Source organism: Brevibacterium sp. Marseille-P9724, from assembly GCF_902500275.1.
GTDB lineage: Bacteria > Actinomycetota > Actinomycetes > Actinomycetales > Brevibacteriaceae > Brevibacterium.
In genome coordinates this window covers 246433-265849 of sequence record NZ_LR722990.1, presented here as the reverse complement: position 1 = coordinate 265849, position 19417 = coordinate 246433, and the positions used below count along the sequence as shown (strand labels likewise).

The 19417-nt window shown below is 61.3% G+C and carries 19 protein-coding genes and 3 tRNA genes; 11 read left to right on the top strand and 11 right to left on the bottom strand.

Annotation, left to right across the window (positions count from 1 at the left end):
• The gene (locus GC119_RS01320; RefSeq protein WP_070572856.1) at positions 1-708 is read right to left on the bottom strand and encodes a hypothetical protein; all 708 of its coding nucleotides are present in this window, start codon (positions 706-708) and stop codon (positions 1-3) included.
• Entirely contained in the window at positions 699-1556 is an 858-nt protein-coding gene (locus GC119_RS01315) for a Nif3-like dinuclear metal center hexameric protein (RefSeq protein WP_151952253.1), read from the bottom strand. Before GC119_RS01315 ends, GC119_RS01320 begins: the two co-directional genes overlap by 10 nt.
• A gap of 83 nt (positions 1557-1639) precedes the next feature.
• Here GC119_RS01315 and GC119_RS01310 point away from each other — a divergent pair, with 83 nt between their 5' ends.
• On the top strand, positions 1640-3169 hold the full coding sequence (locus tag GC119_RS01310; protein ID WP_151952252.1) for a fatty acyl-CoA synthetase: 1530 nt from the start codon (positions 1640-1642) through the stop codon (positions 3167-3169).
• A gap of 113 nt (positions 3170-3282) precedes the next feature.
• Here GC119_RS01310 and GC119_RS01305 read toward each other — a convergent pair whose 3' ends face one another.
• The 4 genes from GC119_RS01305 to GC119_RS01290 form a co-directional block, all read right to left on the bottom strand.
• On the bottom strand, positions 3283-4059 hold the full coding sequence (locus GC119_RS01305; RefSeq protein ID WP_305366932.1) for an amino acid ABC transporter ATP-binding protein: 777 nt from the start codon (positions 4057-4059) through the stop codon (positions 3283-3285).
• Complete coding sequence (locus tag GC119_RS01300; RefSeq protein ID WP_070572862.1) at positions 4049-5026, bottom strand: amino acid ABC transporter permease; 978 nt, start codon at positions 5024-5026, stop codon at positions 4049-4051. Before GC119_RS01300 ends, GC119_RS01305 begins: the two co-directional genes overlap by 11 nt.
• Positions 5026-5979, bottom strand: a complete 954-nt coding sequence (locus GC119_RS01295) for an ABC transporter substrate-binding protein (protein WP_070572864.1) — start codon at positions 5977-5979, stop codon at positions 5026-5028. The genes GC119_RS01300 and GC119_RS01295 overlap by 1 nt, the downstream gene beginning before the upstream one ends.
• 51 nt (positions 5980-6030) lie before the next feature.
• A tRNA-Pro gene (locus GC119_RS01290) sits at positions 6031-6104 on the bottom strand.
• A gap of 78 nt (positions 6105-6182) precedes the next feature.
• On the opposite strand from GC119_RS01290, the gene GC119_RS01285 reads away from it, so the two are divergent.
• The 3 genes from GC119_RS01285 to GC119_RS01275 all read left to right on the top strand — a co-directional run bounded on the left by GC119_RS01285 (position 6183) and on the right by GC119_RS01275 (position 8246).
• On the top strand, positions 6183-6683 hold the full coding sequence (locus GC119_RS01285; protein WP_070573037.1) for a TetR family transcriptional regulator: 501 nt from the start codon (positions 6183-6185) through the stop codon (positions 6681-6683).
• A 20-nt stretch (positions 6684-6703) separates the two neighbouring features.
• A tRNA-Val gene (locus GC119_RS01280) sits at positions 6704-6780 on the top strand.
• 212 nt (positions 6781-6992) lie between these two features.
• Positions 6993-8246 carry an Nramp family divalent metal transporter gene (locus GC119_RS01275; protein ID WP_070572866.1) on the top strand — a complete coding sequence of 418 codons (1254 nt, stop codon included), beginning with the start codon at positions 6993-6995 and terminating at the stop codon, positions 8244-8246.
• A 54-nt stretch (positions 8247-8300) separates the two neighbouring features.
• On the opposite strand, the gene GC119_RS01270 is transcribed toward GC119_RS01275, so the two are convergent.
• The 4 genes from GC119_RS01270 to GC119_RS01255 form a co-directional block, all read right to left on the bottom strand.
• Positions 8301-9212: an Fpg/Nei family DNA glycosylase gene (locus tag GC119_RS01270; RefSeq protein WP_070572868.1), complete on the bottom strand. Its 912-nt coding sequence runs from the start codon at positions 9210-9212 to the stop codon at positions 8301-8303.
• On the bottom strand, positions 9205-9600 hold the full coding sequence (locus tag GC119_RS01265; protein ID WP_070572869.1) for an HIT family protein: 396 nt from the start codon (positions 9598-9600) through the stop codon (positions 9205-9207). The genes GC119_RS01270 and GC119_RS01265 overlap by 8 nt, the downstream gene beginning before the upstream one ends.
• A gap of 66 nt (positions 9601-9666) precedes the next feature.
• The gene (locus GC119_RS01260; RefSeq protein WP_070572871.1) at positions 9667-10155 is read right to left on the bottom strand and encodes a redoxin domain-containing protein; all 489 of its coding nucleotides are present in this window, start codon (positions 10153-10155) and stop codon (positions 9667-9669) included.
• The gene (locus GC119_RS01255) at positions 10155-10595 is read right to left on the bottom strand and encodes a DUF3052 domain-containing protein (protein ID WP_070572873.1); all 441 of its coding nucleotides are present in this window, start codon (positions 10593-10595) and stop codon (positions 10155-10157) included. The genes GC119_RS01260 and GC119_RS01255 overlap by 1 nt, the downstream gene beginning before the upstream one ends.
• A gap of 197 nt (positions 10596-10792) precedes the next feature.
• On the opposite strand from GC119_RS01255, the gene aceE reads away from it, so the two are divergent.
• From aceE to fabF, 6 genes are all read left to right on the top strand, one after another.
• On the top strand, positions 10793-13552 hold the full coding sequence (gene aceE, locus GC119_RS01250; RefSeq protein ID WP_070572875.1) for a pyruvate dehydrogenase (acetyl-transferring), homodimeric type: 2760 nt from the start codon (positions 10793-10795) through the stop codon (positions 13550-13552).
• Between the two features lie 120 nt (positions 13553-13672).
• Complete coding sequence (locus tag GC119_RS01245) at positions 13673-14881, top strand: PucR family transcriptional regulator (RefSeq protein WP_226829157.1); 1209 nt, start codon at positions 13673-13675, stop codon at positions 14879-14881.
• Between the two features lie 53 nt (positions 14882-14934).
• The gene (locus GC119_RS01240) at positions 14935-15846 is read left to right on the top strand and encodes an ACP S-malonyltransferase (protein WP_070572879.1); all 912 of its coding nucleotides are present in this window, start codon (positions 14935-14937) and stop codon (positions 15844-15846) included.
• 7 nt (positions 15847-15853) lie between these two features.
• Positions 15854-16861, top strand: a complete 1008-nt coding sequence (locus GC119_RS01235) for a beta-ketoacyl-ACP synthase III (protein WP_070572881.1) — start codon at positions 15854-15856, stop codon at positions 16859-16861.
• A 117-nt stretch (positions 16862-16978) separates the two neighbouring features.
• Positions 16979-17230: an acyl carrier protein gene (locus tag GC119_RS01230; RefSeq protein ID WP_019175348.1), complete on the top strand. Its 252-nt coding sequence runs from the start codon at positions 16979-16981 to the stop codon at positions 17228-17230.
• Between the two features lie 65 nt (positions 17231-17295).
• Positions 17296-18549: a beta-ketoacyl-ACP synthase II gene (fabF, locus tag GC119_RS01225; protein WP_070572883.1), complete on the top strand. Its 1254-nt coding sequence runs from the start codon at positions 17296-17298 to the stop codon at positions 18547-18549.
• A 111-nt stretch (positions 18550-18660) separates the two neighbouring features.
• On the opposite strand, the gene GC119_RS01220 is transcribed toward fabF, so the two are convergent.
• Positions 18661-18734: transfer RNA gene (locus GC119_RS01220), tRNA-Ile, on the bottom strand.
• Between the two features lie 137 nt (positions 18735-18871).
• On the opposite strand from GC119_RS01220, the gene GC119_RS01215 reads away from it, so the two are divergent.
• Positions 18872-19369, top strand: coding sequence for a DUF3145 domain-containing protein (locus GC119_RS01215; protein ID WP_070572885.1), 498 nt, complete (start codon positions 18872-18874; stop codon positions 19367-19369).
• Positions 19370-19417 lie beyond the last annotated feature (48 nt).

Sequence of the window (19417 nt, the reverse complement as noted above, 5' to 3'; positions counted from 1 at the left end):
TCAGGCCTGAACGACGAGGCTCTCGCAGTCTTCGCACTGAAACGCCCAGGTGCGCTTCGCGTTGCGGACTGCATCCGCCTGCACACCGGAAAGCGCGGCCCCGCACGCTCCGCAGGCGCCCGCCGCCAGCACTCCGATGCCGGAAGAGCGGATAATCGAGGCTGCTCCGGCGGGAAGCTCAGAAAGTTTCGCCTGAATCTGTTCGACCAGCTGGGCGTGTTCACCGTCCAGACGGGCAGCTTCTTCTTGTCGGCGCTGCCCCTCGGCTTTTCCCTCCGATGCGATTTCCTCAGCACGCCTGCGCAGCTGTTCCAGCTGGGCCTCGGCCGATTCAGCACTCTCGAGAGCTTGCAGTTCCCTGTCTTCCGCCTGGCCGACAGCAGCGCGCACAGATTCGATGTCTGCCTGCAGCGCCACGAGATCCCGGCTTGTGAGTCCTACCCCGGCATTGAGCTTGCTCTCCATGCTCTCAGCCTTCGTCCGACCGTCTGCGGCTTGTGCTCCGGCCGCGCGGGCTTCCTTCTGGTGACTTTCAATTTCGGCGCGCACGTCTTTGGCTTGTGCGGCAAGGGTGCGGTGGTCCTCTGCCAGTTCCTGCAGACGTGCCACGCGCTCTTTCTGCTGCGCCGCGGCGCGATTGCGGCGAATCTGCGCGCTCAGCGACGCATACTCCAGCGCGGCCGCGTGCTGCTGTTCAGTCAGTTCCACTGCCACTCCTCTGAATCAGGAAGAACGACCGCGCTCCACGGGTCCGAACAGACATCTGACACTGTCACCGTGACGCTGTGGCCGCCGGAGCGCAGGGCTTCGTCGAGCTGTTCGGCAGCGCGTGGAATCCACGCCGACTCCGCTGAGTAGTGGGAAATGTCGATGAGGTGTTCGAGAGGGCCGCCGCGAGCACCCGTATCGAGGGCTTCCGATGCGGGGTGATGACGCAGATCCGATGTGACGTAGAGCTGAGCCCCCGCCTTTCGCGCAGCACCGAACATCGAGTCGCCGGCCCCTCCGAGAACGGCAATGCGGGTGACATCAGCACTGGGGTCACCGCCGATGGCGATACCCCGAACAGACAGATCAACTCCCTGAGCTAAGCGCACGGCGATGTCTTCAACGCTGGTCGGCTCAACGGTCCCGACCCGGCCCAGGCCTACCCCCTCGTCGGCTTCCGGGTGCTGGACAAGCGGTTGGACTTCCTGCAGCTGGAGGATGTCGGCCAGAACGTCGGATACGCCACCGAGCACGGAGTCTGCGTTCGTGTGCGCGTTGAACTGTGCGATGCCAGACCGGATCAGAGTATGAACAGCACCTCCTTTTAAGGTGTCGGCGGCAACTGAGGTCACGCCGCGAAGCAGCAGCGGATGGTGCGTGAAGAGGAAGTCCGCGCCGAGTTCAACCGCTTCTGCGATGACGTCGTCAGATGGATCCAGGGCGCAGTTAACGTGGGTCACGGCAGATTCAGGATCACCTACTGCCAAGCCAACGGAATCCCAGTCCTCGGCGAGGTTTTTCGGCCACAGCTGTTCACAGACGCCCATTACGTCGCGCACATTCGTCATGTCTTCAAACTAACGCATCAACGGGGAATATAAGACAGCGCCCGAAAATTGAATGATCGTTTGAACTGTGCCACGATTCTGCTATGACACAACTCACAGAAGAGAATCGCTCCACCATCGGAGATATCGTCAAGCGCAGCGCTGCGCGCACTCCCGGAGCCACCGCCATCGTCTTCCAGGACCGGACTTGGACCTACAGTCAGCTCGACCAGGCAGTGACGAATATCGCCCGACTGTTCACCGAACGGGGCCTGGAAAAGGGCGACCGCGTTGCCGCCTACAGCAAAAACTCTGACATTTTCGCCATTGTGTTCTTAGCCTGTGCTCGCGCAGGACTCATCCACGTGCCCGTCAACTATCAGCTGACGAAGGACGAACTCGACTACATCCTGTCAGACTCGGACCCCAAGCTGGTTTTGGCCGAAGAAGCCCTGATGCCGTTCATTGAGGAAACTGAAGCCGGCCAGAAGCGTGAGCGCATGCTCATGGAAAGCCTCGTGGAACCGGCCCTCAAAGTCGACGGCCCGGCCCGCGACGGCGAATTCTCTCCCGTCGACACCGATCGTGTGCAGCTGCTCTACACCTCGGGAACCACCTCGTCGCCCAAGGGTGCCGTGATGACGCACCGCAGCCTCATGCACCAGTACCTGTCCGCACTGACGTCTCTGGATTTCACAAGCTCGGACCGCTTTGTCCACGCCCTGCCGCTGTACCACTCGGCTCAGATGCACGTGCTGCTCATTCCCGCCCTCATGCGCGGCGCATACAGCATCATCGTGCCCACCCCGGTTCCGCAGGAGCTTCTCGAACTCATCGAAAAGGAGCGCATCACCGCGTTCTTCGCTGCTCCGACCGTGTGGGTTGCGCTGACCAACAACCCGAGCTTCACCACGCGCGACCTTTCGTCGCTCAAGAAGGCCTACTACGGGGCATCCATCATGCCCGGCCCGATTGTTGAGCGCCTGCAGAAGCAGCTGCCGGAACTCGGCCTCTACAACTGCTTCGGACAGTCCGAAATGGGACCGCTGTGCACCGTGCTGCGCCCCGAAGAGCACGCAGACCGTCCGGCATCGGCCGGCCGCCCAGCGCTGTTCGTCGAAACCAGGATTGTCGACCTCGACGGCAACGACGTCGAGGTCGGACAGCGCGGAGAAATCCTCTACCGCTCCCCACAGCTGGCCGAAGGCTACTGGAACAAGCCGGAGAAGACCGCCGAAGCGTTCGTTGACGGCTGGTTCCATTCCGGAGACCTTGTGGTCGCCGACGAAGAGGGCTACATCACGGTTGTTGACCGCGTGAAGGACGTCATCAACACCGGCGGTGTTCTTGTGGCAAGCCGCGAAGTTGAAGACGCCATCTTCGCCATGGACGGTGTGGAAGAAGTCTCGGTGGTCGGCATGCCCGACGAAAAGTGGATCGAGGCCATCACCGCCTACGTCGTGCTCACCGACGCCGGCCGCGAAAGTCTGACCGAAGACGCTGTCATCGAGCACGTCAAGGGCAAGCTCGCAGGGTTCAAAGTCCCCAAGGCTGTGCACTTCGTAGACGCCCTGCCGAAGAACTCGGCGGGCAAGATTCTCAAGCGCTCACTGCGCGAAGGCTCGCAGGCCTGATCTGAGGCGACAAGCGGGGGTGCCCCTGATTGGGTCACCCCCGCTTTCTGTATGCGGCTTTCTGTCTGCCGCCGCGCTTTCGGATTCCGGATCAGCGCGCCGAAGACGGCAGACTACGCGTGGCGGACGCGCTCGATGAACGCGCGGACCCGGTCGCTGTCGGCATTGTCCAAGAGCGCTTCCGGCGCTCCTTTTTCAACGACGACTCCCTGGTCGAAGAACGCCAACGTGTCGCCGACCTCTCGAGCAAAGCCGAGCTCATGCGTGACCACGACCATAGTCATACCCTCCAGTGCGAGCCGCTGCATGGTCGAGAGCACCTCGTCAACGAGCTCCGGGTCCAGTGCACTGGTCGGTTCGTCAAAGAGCATGAGCGCGGGATCCATCGCGAGGCTGCGCGCAATCGCAACCCGCTGCTGCTGACCACCCGAGAGCTGGTGTGGCTTCTTGTGGCGATGCTGCGCAAGTCCAACACGTTCAAGTTCCTCAATTGCCCGCTTTTCGGCCTTCGACTTAGAAAGCCCCTTGACGTGGCGCATGCTGAGCATGACGTTTTCTTCTGCATCAAGGTGTCCGTACAGGTTGAATCGCTGAAACACCATGCCGATGTGCTGTCGGAACTGCGCGTAGCGCCTGTCGGACCAGCGCAGGTAGTCTTCGCCGCGCCGGCTGAAGCCCACCTGCTCCCCCATCACTGTAAGACTGCCGGAATCAACCGACTCCAAACCGTTGAGGGTGCGCAGAAACGTCGACTTTCCAGAACCAGAAGGTCCGATGATGCAGGCGACTTCGCCCGATCGAACCTGGAAATCCACGCCCCGCAGAACCTCGTGTTCGCCGTAGGACTTCTTGACACCCTCCGCATGGACGATGACGTCTTCAGCTGGCACGGTCGGCTCCTTCCGCTGTGCGGCGCACTGCCTGCGAACTGGGGCTGCTCTCGGAAGAAGAGCGGCTCATCCGCCCGACAAGATTCTGCGCCCACGTAGCACCCCGGGTGCTGCGCACGCGATCCTTGCCGAACCGCTTCTCCAGCAGACTCTGGAGGAAGGTGGCTATCGCGGTCATAATCATGTACCAGATGCTCACCACAATGAGCAGTTCGATGATGAGGTTGTTCTGCTTGTAGATGATTGCCGCATTTGTCATGAGGTCGTGTCCGGCGACGATCATCACCAGTGAAGTGGTTTTGAGCATCGAGATGAACTCATTGGCCGTCGGCGGAATGATGATCCGCAGGGCTTGGGGCAGGACCACTAAGCGCATGGTCTGACGGCGTGTAAGTCCGCCGGCAAGTGCTGCCTCGGTCTGCCCGACATCCACTGCCTGAATGCCCGCCCGCACGGTTTCAGCGAAATACGCCGCCATATTGAGGCCAAGCCCGAGGATTGCGGCTTCGGTTGGGCCTATAAGCGCATTGGTTTCCCAGAACACGCCGATCATGGTGAACGGGATCTTGACAATCAGGTACGGCAGCAGAAAAGCCAGATTGAACCAGAAGACCAGCTGCACAAGAACCGGCGTTCCGCGGAAGATCCACAGATAGACCTCGGAAATGGCCCGCAGCACCGGGTTGTGGGACAGCTTCATAATGGCCAGCAGCACGCCCAGGACGAGGCCCACCAGCGTAGCGATGACAGAAATCCAGAGCGTATTGGCAATCCCGCTGAGGATTGTCGAATAGAAGAAGTAGTGGGCAACTTCAGACCAGAGGATTCTTTCGTTGAAGACGAACAGCGACAGCACCCACACCACGAACAGGATGGCGAGAGCCCCCACAGAAATCCTGCCCCACGGGACAGGCGCAATGATTCTGCACTGTGTGCCGTCCGCGTCGACAAATGGCTCTGTGCGCATCAGTCGTCACCGCCGATCGTGTGCTCCTCCAAGTTGACTGTGACCTTATCCACAGCCATGCGCTCGACGTCCCACGCCTTGAGGATCTCCCCGTAGGTGCCGTCTTCTATCAGCTCGCTCAGCGCCCCGTAGATGGGGTCAACCAGCTCTGTGCGGGAATTGTCGATGCCGATGCCCCACACGGCTTCGTCGCCGTCGATCGGCACGACTGCCATCTTGTTCTTCTTATCGGCTGCCCGGTATGCAGCGACTGGAAAATCAGTAACCGTGGCAGTGGCCCGTCGGCTTTGAACAGCGAGGTTGGCGTTGTTGTCGTCTTCGAAGCTGAGGATCTTATAGGGCTGTTCCCCGTCGTCTTCGCACTTCTTGGAGAACTCTTTGGCCTTTTCGAACGATGATCCGTTGGCGACCAGGGCCACCGATTTGCCGCAGAGGTCATCGGGACGGGCAATCCCTTCGGGGTTTCCTTCGTAGACGAGGAAAGCGTTTCCGGCTTGGACGTAGTCGACGAAGGTTGTGGTCTTGCGGCGCTCTTCGTTGTCTGTTGTCGAACTGATCATCACGTCATAGCGCTTGGAGATCAAGCCGGGGATGAGCGATGCGAACTCCTGGTTCTCCAAAGACATCGGCACACCGAGCTTCTTTGATACTGCGTGCGCTATCGCCGGATCGACCCCGATGATTTCAGAGTTATCGGATGTCCACAGTTCCATGGGCGGATAGCCGACGGACGTAGCCCATTTCAGACCGCGCTGGCGAACATCGTCAGGAAGCAGGGCTTTGAGCTCAGCGTCTTCTTGGATCGAATCGAGGGCGTCTTTTGCTTTTTCTTCTTCCGGCACCGATGTTTCAGAGACTGTGCCCTGCACATCTTCAAGTTCAGACAGGGGGCGGGCACCGCATGCGGTGAGCGTCAAGACAGCGGCGGCAGCGAGTACTGCGGTCCACTTCATTGTGGTTGCCTTCCTCTAAAGCAAAAGTCCTCGGATGGACCCGAGGACTCGTCGGGATAGCGGGATTTGAACCCACGACCTCCTCGTCCCGAACGAGGCGCGCTACCAAACTGCGCCATATCCCGTGAATGGCAACGGGGACAACTATAGCCCACCGCGGACTGATTGCGAAATCCGGCTTCCGACCTGCCATGATTGACTCCATGAGCCTGTCTGTTCACCGCATTGCCGATGCTGCGGTAGCCATCCTCACCGACTACGGCATGGGTGACCTTTCTATGCGCAGATTGGCTCGCGACCTGGGTGTCGGCCCATCCGCATTGTACTGGCACGTGAAGAACAAGCAGGAGATCTTCGTCCTTGTAGCCCGGCGCATCGCCGCTGAAGTGGATGAGGCTATTGGATACGGCGAAGGCATGACTGGGGCTGACATTCTGCTGCGTATGCACGATGTCCTGCTGCGCTACCGCGACGGTGCGGACATCTTTTCGCTCGCCTACGCTCATTCGGGTGGCCCTGTCCTGCCCGCTGCGGTGCGCGCCCAGATTTCCGACGAGGCGGAGCGTCACTGCTCGGTGGTGCTCACCTGCGCGGCAGTCGCGTTTGAACAGAATCGAGCCCTGTTTGACTCCACTGCTGGACCAGCTGACAGCAGAGCCGCTCTTGCCAGCACGCTGAGCCGAATTGGCAGGATCGCCGACTGACTGTATTCTTATCACGGTTAGGGCCTATAGCTCAGTTGGCTAGAGCATCTCGTTTACACCGAGAGGGTCGGGGGTTCGAGTCCCTCTGGGCCCACCAAGTCCCGGGACATCGTTCACTCGATGTCCCGGGATTTTTGCGTTCGGGCTCCGGGCCGGAGAGCCCGTCCGTCATATGCTGCGAGCTCGTTCATTCCCGCTAAGGCACTCAGGCGATACACAGGAAAACATCCCCGCGACTGTCGTTTCACTCACTATCGTTGTGCTGACGGTCACATAATCGGGGAAACTCCCCGGCCTAGAGGAGCTCGCGTGAACCCCTCTTCACCAAACACAGCAGAAAAGAAGCGCCAGGGATCACTGTTTGGTCCCGGACTTATCATTGCGGCCTCGTTCATCGGCCCCGGCACGATCACGACCGCTATCGTAACCGGCGCAGACTACGGCTTCACACTGGCATGGTCTGTTGTCTTCTCGATCATCGCCACTCTCGTCCTGCAGGAAATGGCGGTCAGACTCGGCATCGGCGCGGGCCTCGGCCTCGGTGAGGCCATACGCCGCGCGCTTGACAATCCCATTCTGCGCACGCTCATGATCATCCTCGTGGTAGCCGCGATCGGCATCGGCGGTGCGGCCTACGCCGGGGGCGACACGACGGGAACATCGTTAGCCGTATCGGCGGTCGCACCCATCGACATGAGAATCATCGTCGCGCTCATAGTCGTCGCGATCTTCAGTCTGCTCATCACCGGCAGCTACAAAACCATCGAGCGTGTGCTCATGGTCATGGTCGGCATCCTCACAATCCTGTTCGTCATCACCGCCTTCGTTGTGCAGCCTCCAGTCGGCGAGATCTTCAAAGGGATCTTCGCACCATCGATGCCGCCGGGATCTGCGCTGACAGCAATCGCGCTGATCGGCACGACAGTCGTCCCATACAATGTCTTCCTCCACGCAAGCCTCGTGCAGGAAAACTGGGAGGGTGTGCCGAAGACGCAGGCTATGAAGGAAGCTCGTCTCGACACCGCCGCCTCGATCTCACTTGGCGGACTCATCACACTGGCGGTCATGGCGACGTCTTTCGGCGCACTTTTCCTGCACGGTATGAGCGCCGAAACTGCGGAAGACCTCTCCACATCGCTTCAACCGCTGCTGGGAGATGCCTCGACATGGGTGTTCGCACTCGGACTGTTCGCGGCGGGCTTCACCTCCGCTCTTGCCGGCCCACTCGGCGCGGCCTATGCAATCACCGGAATACTCGGCAAAAGCACCGACATGAAGAGCCCGCTGTTTCGCGGGATATGGATTTCAGTCCTCGCCGTCGGGGCGATCATTGCCCTGACCGGCATCGAGCCGATTCAGCTCATCGTCATAGCTCAGGCTGCCAACGGCCTGCTTCTGCCGATCATTGCGATCTTCCTGCTCGTTACGATGAACAGCAAAAAGGTAGTAGGTGATAACGCCAACGGCCTCTGGGCCAATGTCTTCGGCGGTGCCATCACTCTGGTCGTCATAGGGCTCGGCTGCTACCAATTGGCCGACCTCCTCGGTCTCCTGCCGTCATAGACAGCCTGCGGCGTGAGGCGGAGGCGAGCCCAGCATATGCCGGACTCGCCTTCGTCACTTCTGGCATTCGGGGCACCAGTACAGTTTGCGCCCTTCCATTTCCGTCATCGCCACAGGATTTCTGCACACGCGACACGGCAGGCCCGTGCGCCCATACACAAAATGGCGGAACTCACTGTCTTCTGCTGCCCGCTGACGGCTTGCGCCCCGCAGACGCGTGCGGGTGAGCATAACTCCTGTTTCGACTCCCACGGGCAGCAGCCGCACCCAATCGCGCCACAGCGCGGAAACTTCGCCATCGGTCAACTCGGTTCCCGGTTTGAACGGACTGAGCCCGGCACGGAACAGCATTTCGGCTCTGTACACATTGCCGATGCCTGCGACAACAGACTGATCCATGAGCAGACTGCCGATCGGACGGCGCCTGCGCACATTCTCAGCAAATCTGCGACCGCCGCGAGCATTTCCGTCGACCAGCGGATCAGGACCGAGTGCCGCCAGCTGAGCTTCCACCTCGTGAGGGGTGAGGACCTCACACACCATAGGGCCGCGCAGGTCAGCGCACACGCCCTCGGTCAGCAGGCGCAGACGCACCTGCCCCACCGGTTCCGGCGGCCAAACCGATTCGAGTTCCTCTGCCTTCTCGACCTCACCGGCGCGCACCCGACGAGGCGCCCCAAGCGATCCGGCATACTCCCCCGTCTGCCCAGCGCGTTCGGGCATTCCGGCAGCGTAGAGAAAATCCCAGGCGCCGTAGATGCCCAGGTGGACCCGCACCGTGCGCTCGCCCTCGAACGGAAGGAACAGGTGCTTGCCGACGGCATAGCACTCCCCCAGCTCACTGCCGCTGATGAGCGCGGCACCGTCAGAAAAGCGCTCCTGGGGTGATGAGGCGGTCACCGCGCGCCCGGCGAAATCAGCGTTGAACCGGCGGGCAATGCGGTGAATCGAATGGCCTTCAGGCAAGCTCGGCCTTGATCTTCTCCGCAGCTGCTGCGATGTCTTCGGCCTCAGTCGATCCGCGGGTGTTTTCCAGACGGAAGTCCTCAACCGAGTTCGTGGGCCACACGTGGATATGCACGTGGGGCACTTCATATCCCTGAATCAAGACCCCAATGCGCTCACAGGAGAACGCCTTCTTCTGTGCCCGCCCGATCTTCTGAGCGACCGACATGAGATGAGCTGTGAGGTCTTCAGGCAGGTCGAGCCAGTGGTCAATCTCTTCACGCGGGATGACGAGCACGTGCCCATCGGTCAGCGGACTGATGTCCATAAAAGCTGCGCAGCGGTCGTCTTGATAGACGAACGCGCCGGGAATCTCTCCGTCGAGGATCTTAGTGAAGATGGACGCCATAACCCCTCCTTGGGAAGAACGACAGGTCACTCCCACCCTAACTGCTCACACGGCAGCGAAGGAGGCTCAGAAGCTCCCAGAGCGATTAAGGAAGCGAGTGAAGTCGCGCTTGCTTCCAGCCAAGGAGTGCTCCGTGTCGACCACAACACCCGACCCGTCCAGAAGGAAGGTCAGGCGCTGCGCAAAGCCGCGCCGCTCATCGAAAGCGCCAAAGGCCTTTGAGGCAGCACCGTGGGGCCAGAAGTCAGACAGAAGGACAAACGGCAGCCGGAGGTCCTGCGCCCACGCGGCCAGAGTGTACTTCGGATCGCATGACACCGCGGCTACCTCTGTGCCGCCGGCCAGCAGATCATCGTACAGCTGCGCAAGCTGCTCCATTTCGGCAGTGCAGACGGGTGAATACGCAAAGGGAAAGAACACCGCAAGGATCTGCTCGGCACCGGCACGCAGCCTGCATTCGCCAAAAGACAGTGCTTCACCGAAGTGGGAAGGCAGACAAAGTGAAGGTGCCGCCGCACCCACCTGGGGTCCGACGGCACCGGTTTCCAAAGTCATCAGTCGAAGTTCTTTTTGCTCATCAGGCACACGGCCGACCAATCAGCCGCCGCACGAACCGTCTTCGTCACGTGCATACCGGCAACGGGCGCGGCATCGTTGATGTCGACCGGATCAATGTGCCCGGGGCGGCCGGCCTTCGGGGTCAGAAGCCACACAACACCGCCGTCCTTCAAAGTTGTCTGAGCGTCGACGATGCCGTCGGTCAGGTCGTCGTCATCGCTGCGCCACCACATGACGATCACGTCGAAAACATCGTCGACGTCGCCGTCAATCATCTCTTCGCCGGTTACTGCCGCGATGTCATCGCGCAGCTGGAAATCGACGTCGTCGTCAAAGCCGATCTCCTGAACATACTGGCCGCTCGACAGAGACAGGGGGTTTGCCGCCTGCGCTGCCTGCGCGGAATCGAGCGTCCTTCCTGAGGGAGTTGTACTCATGGCTTTATTCTCACCAGAAAAGCCGCGTTTCGCCAATCACAGGGCCGATACTCCGGGAAATACATAGAATTTGGCCGGTTCGGACAATCAGCGGCCGACAGGGTGGACCATTTCACACCCAGTTCGGCGACACCCAGGCCCGAAGTGCAATAGCCTAGACACATATCCGAAGTCCCTTAAACGCGAGAGGAATTGCTTTGGACAACAAGAACAAGGGCCCCATCCTCAATGGTCTCCCCGCGAATGTCCCCGACATCGACCCGCAGGAGACCCAGGACTGGATCGACTCCCTTGACGCGCTGGTCGAAGAGGCCGGCACCGCCCGCGCACGCTACATCATGCTCAACCTCATCCAGCGTGCGCGCCAGCAGCGAATCGGCGTCCCCAGCCTCACAGCCACCGACTACGTCAACACCATCGGCGCTGAAGACGAACCGTGGTTCCCGGGTGACGAAGAAGTAGAACGCCGCTATCGCAGGTGGATCCGCTGGAACGCCGCCGTGCAGGTCCAGCGTGCACAGCGCGAGGGCATTGGAGTCGGCGGCCACATTTCGACCTACGCTTCGGCCGCAACTCTCTACGAGGTCGGGCTCAACCACTTCTTCCGCGGCAAGGATCACCCCGGCGGCGGCGACCACATCTTCTACCAGGGCCACGCGTCACCGGGCATGTATGCACGCGCCTTCCTCGAGGGCCGCCTCAACGCTGAACAGATGGACGGCTTCCGCCAGCAGTCCTCCCACTACGTCAACGGCAAACCCTTCGGGCTGCCCTCCTACCCGCACCCGCGCCAGATGCCCGACTTCTGGGAGCACCCGACGGTGTCCATGGGCATCGGCCCCCAGGCCGCCATCTCTCAGGCACAGTTTGACCGTTACCTGCACAACCGCGGCATCAAGGACACCAGCCAGCAGCACACCTGGGCCTTCCTCGGCGACGGTGAAATGGACGAACCGGAAGCACGCGGCATGCTCCAGTACGCCGCCTACGAAGAGCTCGACAACCTGACTTTCGTCATCAACTGCAACCTGCAGCGCCTCGACGGTCCGGTCCGCGGCAACGGCAAGATCATCCAGGAACTCGAATCCTGGTTCCGAGGTGCCGGCTGGAACGTCATCAAGGTCATCTGGGGCCGCGAGTGGGACCCGCTGCTGGCCAAAGACCGCGACGGCGCTCTCGTCAACCTGATGAACGCCACTCCCGACGGCGACTACCAGACGTACAAGGGCGAGTCCGGCGGCTTCGTCCGCGACAACTTCTTCGGACGAGACCCGCGCACGAAGGCCATGGTCGAGCACTACACCGACCAGCAGATCTGGAACCTCAAGCGCGGCGGCCACGACTACCGTAAGGTGTACGCGGCCTACAAGGCTGCACTTGAGCACACCGGTCAGCCGACCGTCATCCTCGTCAAGACCGTCAAGGGCTATTCGCTCGGGCCGCACTTCGAGGCCCGCAACGCAACCCACCAGATGAAGACGATGGCGCTGGAAGACCTCAAAGCAGCCCGCGACCACTTCTCCATCCCGATCTCCGACAAGCAGCTCGAAGAGAATCCAGAGCTCCCGCCGTACTACCACCCCGGCGACGACGCTCCGGAAATCAAATACCTGCTCGACCGACGTCATGAACTCGGCGGCTTCACTCCCGAACGCCGCTCGAAGTACGTCGACATCAAACTTCCCGACGACAAGGCCTTCGAACCGGGCATGCGCGGTTCAGGCAAGCAGGAGATCGCCACAACCATGGCGTTCGTCCGCATTCTCAAGGACCTCATGCGGGACAAGGAGTTCGGCAAGCGGGTTGTGCCCATCATCCCGGACGAAGCCCGCACCTTCGGCATGGACTCCTTCTTCCCAACGAAGAAGATCTACAACCCGCACGGCCAGAACTATATTTCTGTCGACCGTGACCTGTTCCTGTCCTACAAGGAAGCAAGCGACGGTCAGCTGCTGCACATGGGCATCAACGAGTCCGGTTCGACAACCGCGCTGACCGCTGCGGGCACCAGCTACGCCACGCACGGCGAGCCGATGATTCCGTTCTACATCTTCTACTCGATGTTCGGCTTCCAGCGTTCGGGAGACCAGTTCTGGGCGGCCAGCGACCAGATGACGCGCGGATTCATTCTGGGGGCCACGGCCGGACGCACCACCCTGACCGGCGAGGGTCTGCAGCACGGGGACGGCCACTCCCACGTTCTGTCCTCGACCTTCCCTTCGATCGTGTCCTACGACCCGGCCTACGCCTACGAAATCGCAACCATCGTTCGCGACGGCCTGCACCGGATGTACGATCCCGAAGATCCGCGCCAGGACCCGGACGTCATGTACTACATCACCATGTACAACGAGCCGATGGTCCAGCCGAAGGCACCGGAGAACCTCGACACTGACGGCATCATCAAGGGCCTCTACAAGCTCAAAGACGGCAATAAGACGGACGGCCCGAAGGTTCAGCTCATGGCCTCCGGTGTTGGTGTTCCGTGGATCCTCGAAGCCCAGGAAATCCTCGAGAAAGACTGGGGCGTCAGTGCTGATGTGTGGTCTGTCACCTCGTGGCAGGAACTGCGCCGCGACGGTCTGACCGCTGACGATGCCCGTCTGCTCGACCCGCAGGCAGAGCCCCGGGTCCCCTACGTCACGCAGAGGCTGCTGGACTCCCAGGGACCGGTCATCGCCACGAGCGACTTCACCCGGACTGTTCCGGACATGATCCGCCAGTACGTGCCGAACCACTTCACGAGCCTCGGCGCGGACGGCTACGCCATCTCCGACACTCGTCCAGCCGCTCGCCGCTACTTCCTCATCGACGCTCATTCCGTTGTCGTTCAGGCTCTCATCAGCCTGGCCGACACCGGCGAGATCGACATGTCGAAGGCGGCGGAGGCTGCGAAGAAGTACGGTCTTGACGATCCCCGGAAGGGCCTATCCGGCACTGCCGGCGGAGACGCATGACGAATACAGTCGCCCGGCGGTGATTCGGCCGCACATAGAAGGGGGTCGGGGTGCTCACCCTGGCCCCCTTTTGTTTTCCCGATACAAGGTTTTTGTTATTCAACCGCTATGGTTGGTCTCATGCCCGACCATGACAAGCCCAGCGCGAAGAACGCTGCTCGCGCTGACACCATCCGCCGCCTCGAGGCTGGTCAGCGCACACTGTCGAACCTGACCCTCAAGCGCATTGAAGGGCGCCTGCGCTGGTTCTCACAGCTGTCCTCTGCCGACAAGGGCTGGGTGGTTGTGCTGGCGAACTCGGGAATTTCGTCGTTTATCGAGTGGTACCGAAACCCCACCCGCCACCTTCGGGTGATCAACGACATCTTCAAATCTGCACCTAAGGAGCTTGTCCGTTCTGTTTCACTGCAGCAGACGCTGCAGCTTCTGCGCGTTGTCGTCGAAGTAGTCGAGGAGCGGGTGAGCGACCTTGCCCGCGCCGGCGAACAGGCTGAGCTTCGCGAGGCGGTGCTCATCTATTCACGCGAGATCGCCTTCGCTGCCGCCGATATCTATGCACGAGCAGCTGAGGCCAGGGGCAGCTGGGACGCCCGACTCGAGGCGATGGTCATCGACGCGCTTGTGCGGGGCGACTCCGTAGACGAACTTGCCAGTCGAACAGCTGCCTACGGCTGGGACTCGGAGGGCTCAATTCGCGTGATCATGGGGCGGGCACCCCGTCGCAAAGACCGCGCATCTATAGAGCAAGTGCGCTCAACAGCTAAGAAGTGGGCAGAAGACGCGCTTGTCGGCATCCACTCCGACCGCCTTCTCATTGTGCTCGGCGGAGTATCTGACGTCGAAGCAGCCGCTGAGGACCTTTCGCCGTTCTTCGGTCCGTCCGACATTGTCATCGGCCCGGAGGTCAGTTCCTTCGCACAGGCTGGGATAAGCGCTTCCGCCGCCGTGTGGGGTCTGCGCACCGCGCGCGCCCGACCCGACACCCCGCGCCCGGTCTTTGCTGACGATCTTCTTCCCGAACGGGCCATAGCCGGTGACCGCAGCGCAGTCGATGCCCTCGTGTCCTCCTACTACGAACCCCTGGCCACCGGCTCTGGTCAGCTTCTGGCCACTGCCGCCGCCTACCTCGAATACGGCGGCGCGCTGGAAACGACCGCACGCGCCCTCGACGTCCATCCGAACACCGTGCGCTATCGACTCAAGAAACTTACCGAGGCCCTTGGGATAGATCCGACCGAGGCGCGCTCAGGGTTCGTCATTCGGATCGCTTTGGTATACGGCCACCTGCACAGCGCAGGACAGTTGTACACCTACGACAATTCACGCTGAGGTTTCAGCCAAATACACTATCGTCGTTGCGCAGTCGAGAAAGTTGGAGAGCTTTGCTAGTAGTTGCCTGCCCGGGTCAGGGCGCCCAGAAGTCCGGATTCCTCACGCCTTTTATTGAGATCGACAGCTTCAAGCAGACGATCGCCAGCGCGTCCGAAGCGGTGGGCCTTGACCTCATCGCCCACGGCACCACATCGGATGACGAAACCATCAAGGACACCGCCATTGCGCAGCCTCTGCTTGTCGCGTCCGCAATCGCGTCGGCCCGAGAGGTGCTCGGCGAAACCGCCCCCAGCTACTACGCCGGCCACTCGGTGGGCGAAGTCGGGGCTGCCGCGCTCGCTGGGGTCCTCACCGACGCTGATGCCATGAACTTCGTCGGCGTTCGCTCCCGTGGCATGGCCCAGGCTTCAAAGGCCGTGCCCACCGGCATGGCCGCCGTCATCGGCGGAGTACAGGACGATGTTCTCAACGCCATTGAAGCTGCCGGCCTGCAGCCGGCCAACGTCAACGGCGGTGGGCAGATCGTCGCCGCCGGCGCTCTTGAGAACATCGGCAAGCTCAAAGACAACCCTCCGGAGCGCACGCGGGTCATCCCGCTGCAGGTGGCCGGGGCCTTCCATACGGACTTCATGGCCTCGGCACAGCCCGAACTGCAGGAACTGGCCGACTCGCTCAACCCGAACGATCCGACCGTGTCAATTCTGTCCAACCGCGACGGACTCCCCGTTGAGAACGGCCGTGACTACGTACAGTCACTGGTCAATCAGGTCACCTCGCCGGTCCGCTGGGACCTGTGTCAGTCGACTCTCGTGGAAGCCGGGGTCACCGGACTGCTCGAGCTGCTGCCCGGCGGCACGCTGGCCGGGATCGCCCGCCGCGGCATGAAGGGTGTGGAAACCTTCGCGCTCACATCGGCCGATCAGCTGGACGAAGCACGCGCTTTCGTCGCCTCCCACGCCTAAGAAAGGGATGAACGTGGCAACTCTCAAGACCGCGACCTCGCAGGGATTCTCCCGCATCGCCGGCATCGGCGCCGGGCGCTCAAACGTTGTTGTGCACAACAACGACATCGTCGGGCCCATCAATTCATCTGATGAATGGATCCAACAGCGCACTGGGATCATCACGCGACGCCGGGCAGACAAAGACACCAGCCTCATCGACATGTGCCTGGAGGCGTCCAAGGAGGCAATCGCGAACGCCGGGCTGAAGCCGGAGGAAATCGGCGCGATCATCATCGCAACAGTGACCTTCCCCTATCCGACGCCGTCAGCCGCGGCCAAACTGGCCGCCGAACTGGGCACCGGACCGATACCCGCCTGGGACATTTCGGCAGCCTGCGCCGGATACTGCTACGCCATCGCGCAGGCCGACGCTGTCGTGCGCTCGGGCATGGCCGACAATGTCCTCGTTGTCGGCGCCGAGAAGCTCTCCGACTGGATCGATCCGACAGACAGGTCGATTTCCTTCATCCTCGGAGACGGGGCGGGTGCCGCGGTCGTGCAGTCGTCCGACACGCCCGGCATTTCACAGTCTGTTATCGGGTCGAACCCCCAGAAGTGGGACACGATCAGAATGCACGCGTCGTTCTTCGACTACCGCGACAACCCCGAAGTCGGTTTCCCCACCCTGCGCCAGGACGGACCGTCGGTTTTCCGCTGGGCCGTCTACGACATGGTCGAGATCGCCAAGCAGGCGCTCGACGCAGCCGGCGTTAAGGCTTCCGACCTTGCCGCATTCGTCCCGCACCAGGCGAACATGCGGATCATCGACAACCTCGCACAGCAGCTGGGCGTTCCCGATTCCGTCGTGATCGGCCGAGACATCGCAGAAAACGGAAACACATCGGCGGCATCCATTCCGCTGGCAACCCACCGCCTGCTGAAGGAGAATCCGGAGCTGTCCGGCGGCCTATGCCTGCAGATCGGCTTCGGCGCCGGTCTGGTCTACGGCGCACAGGTCGTTCAGCTCCCCTGATTGACTTGGAGGACGCTGAGTCACACGACACGGCTCGCCTCCTGACGTAATATCGATTCGGGCATTCGTCGAATCAATGTCACACGACTGTAAGCAGTCAAAGAGAAAGAGGAAACTATGGCTAACACCGAAGCAGAAGTCCTTGCAGGACTCGCAGAAATCGTCAACGAAGAAACCGGCCTCGCTGTCGACGCTGTTGAACCGCAGAAGTCGTTCACCGATGACCTCGACATCGACTCGATTTCGATGATGACCATCGTCGTCAACGCAGAAAAGAAGTTCGACGTCAAGATCCCCGACGACGACGTCAAGGACCTCGAAACCGTCCAGAACGCTGTTGACTACATCGTGAAGGCTCAGCAGGCCTGATCTCCCTAAGCCGCCGGGCTTACACGAGCCCGGCGGCTTACCCCAAGATTCGACGAGGTAACCACATGACTTCCACAGTTGTCGTCACCGGCATCGGCGCTGTCTCCCCGTTGGGCGGCACCGCTGAAGAAACATGGGAATCAGCTCTCGCTGGCACCTCCGGTGTCAAAGCACTCGACAACGACTGGCAGGACAAGTACGACATCCCTGTCAACTTCGCAGCTGCCGTTGACCCGGCAGTTGTCGAAGACAAACTCACACGGGTGCAGGCCAAGCGCCTCGACCCTTCCAGCCAGTTCGCACTGATCTCCGCCAAAGAGGCAATGGATGACGCCGGCTTTAGCGAAGAAGGAGCCGAAGTCGATGCTGATCGGCTCGCCGTTTCGTGGGCCACGGGCATCGGAGGCGTCTGGAGCCTGCTCAACGGCTGGGACACCCTGCGCGAAGAAGGCTCCCGCCGCGTTATGCCTTTGACCGTCCCCATGCTCATGCCCAACGGCCCCGCGGCCGCCATCGGCATGGAGTACCACGCTCACGCGGGCGTGCAGACGGTCGTATCTGCCTGTGCTTCATCTACCGAGAGCATCGGCCACGCCTTTGACGTGCTCAGGTCCGGCCGTGCGGACGTTGTGATTGCGGGCGGTTCTGAAAGCGCTATTCACCCGTTCACGATGTCTGCCTTCTCATCGATGCGCGCCCTTTCACGTCGCACCGATTCGCCCGAAACCGCTTCGCGCCCCTATGACGTCGACCGTGACGGCTTCGTCATGGGCGAAGGCGCCGGTGCTCTGGTATTGGAAACCAAAGAACACGCCGAAGCTCGGGGAGCAAAGATCTATGCGGAGCTCGGCGGCTGGGGCGTCACCAACGACGCTCACCACATCACCGCTAACGAGCCCGAGGGCAAATACGCCCTGCGCGCCATGCGCCAGGCTCTTGAATGTGCAGGACTCCAGCCCGAGGCGGTCAAGCACATCAACGCCCACGCAACGTCGACCCCGGTCGGCGATGTGCCGGAATCGCTGGCAATCAACGCTCTGCTCGGCGAACACACGCACGATGCTCTCGTGACCGGCACGAAGTCCATGACGGGACACCTGCTGGGCGGCGCGGGCGCCGTAGAAGCGATCTTCACGGTTCTCGCCCTGCACAATCGCATGGCGCCGCCGACGATCAACATCGAGAACGTCGACCCGAAGATCGACCTCAACATCGTCCGCGACACGCCGGCCAAACTTCCTGACGGGCCGATTGCCGCACTGTCAAACTCGTTCGGCTTCGGCGGCCACAACGCCGTCGTCGTGTTCAAGAGCGTCTGACTTTCAGCTGCAGAAAGCTTCGGGGTGGGTATCGCTGCGATACCCACCCCGAAGCTTTTGGCCATCAGCCCTGCTGTTGAGCTGCACAGTGATGGGCCATGTGAATGAGAGTCCCCCCGGCCGGACTTGAACCGGCGACCAAGGGATTATGAGTCCCCTGCTCTAACCAGCTGAGCTACAGGGGGTCAGAACATGGTCAGCATAGCAGTGCGCGCACTGTGGCGGTATTTCTCTTCTGCGCGTTTTGCACTATTATGACTGAGAACCTCTTTGGTGTTTCGATTCGTGGGGAAGACGTTTTCGGAACGATCAAGGAGGCAAAGTGAATAACACCCAGGGCGTACTGTTCGTCCACTCCGCACCGCGTGCGCTGTGCCCTCATATTGAATGGGCTGCAGGCGGTGCGATTGGTGCCCAAGCCAAGTTCGATTGGTCGCCGCAGCCGGCGGCGCCTGGTTTGCTGCGCGCTGAGGTCTGCTGGGCTGCACCGGCAGGCTCCGGCGCGAAGATTGCGTCTGCCCTCAAGGGGTGGGCCAATGTTCGCTACGAAGTCACCGAGGAAGCATCCCCGGGCTTCGACGGCGCACGTTGGAGCCACACCCCTGATCTCGGCATTTTTCATGCCCTGACAGACGTCCACGGCAACATCGTCGTAGGCGAAGACATCATTCGCGCTGTCATGGCCCGTTCCGGAGGCGATTCCGAGCGCATGCAGGCAGAAATGTCTCTTGCGCTGGGCCAGGCGTGGGACGACGAACTCGAAGCCTTCCGGCTGGCCGGCGAAGGCGCCCCTGTGCGCTGGCTGTCGCGCGCCGTCTGAAGTCTGCGCTCACCCGAGCACTCTGCCGTCTGACTCCATCGGTTCTGC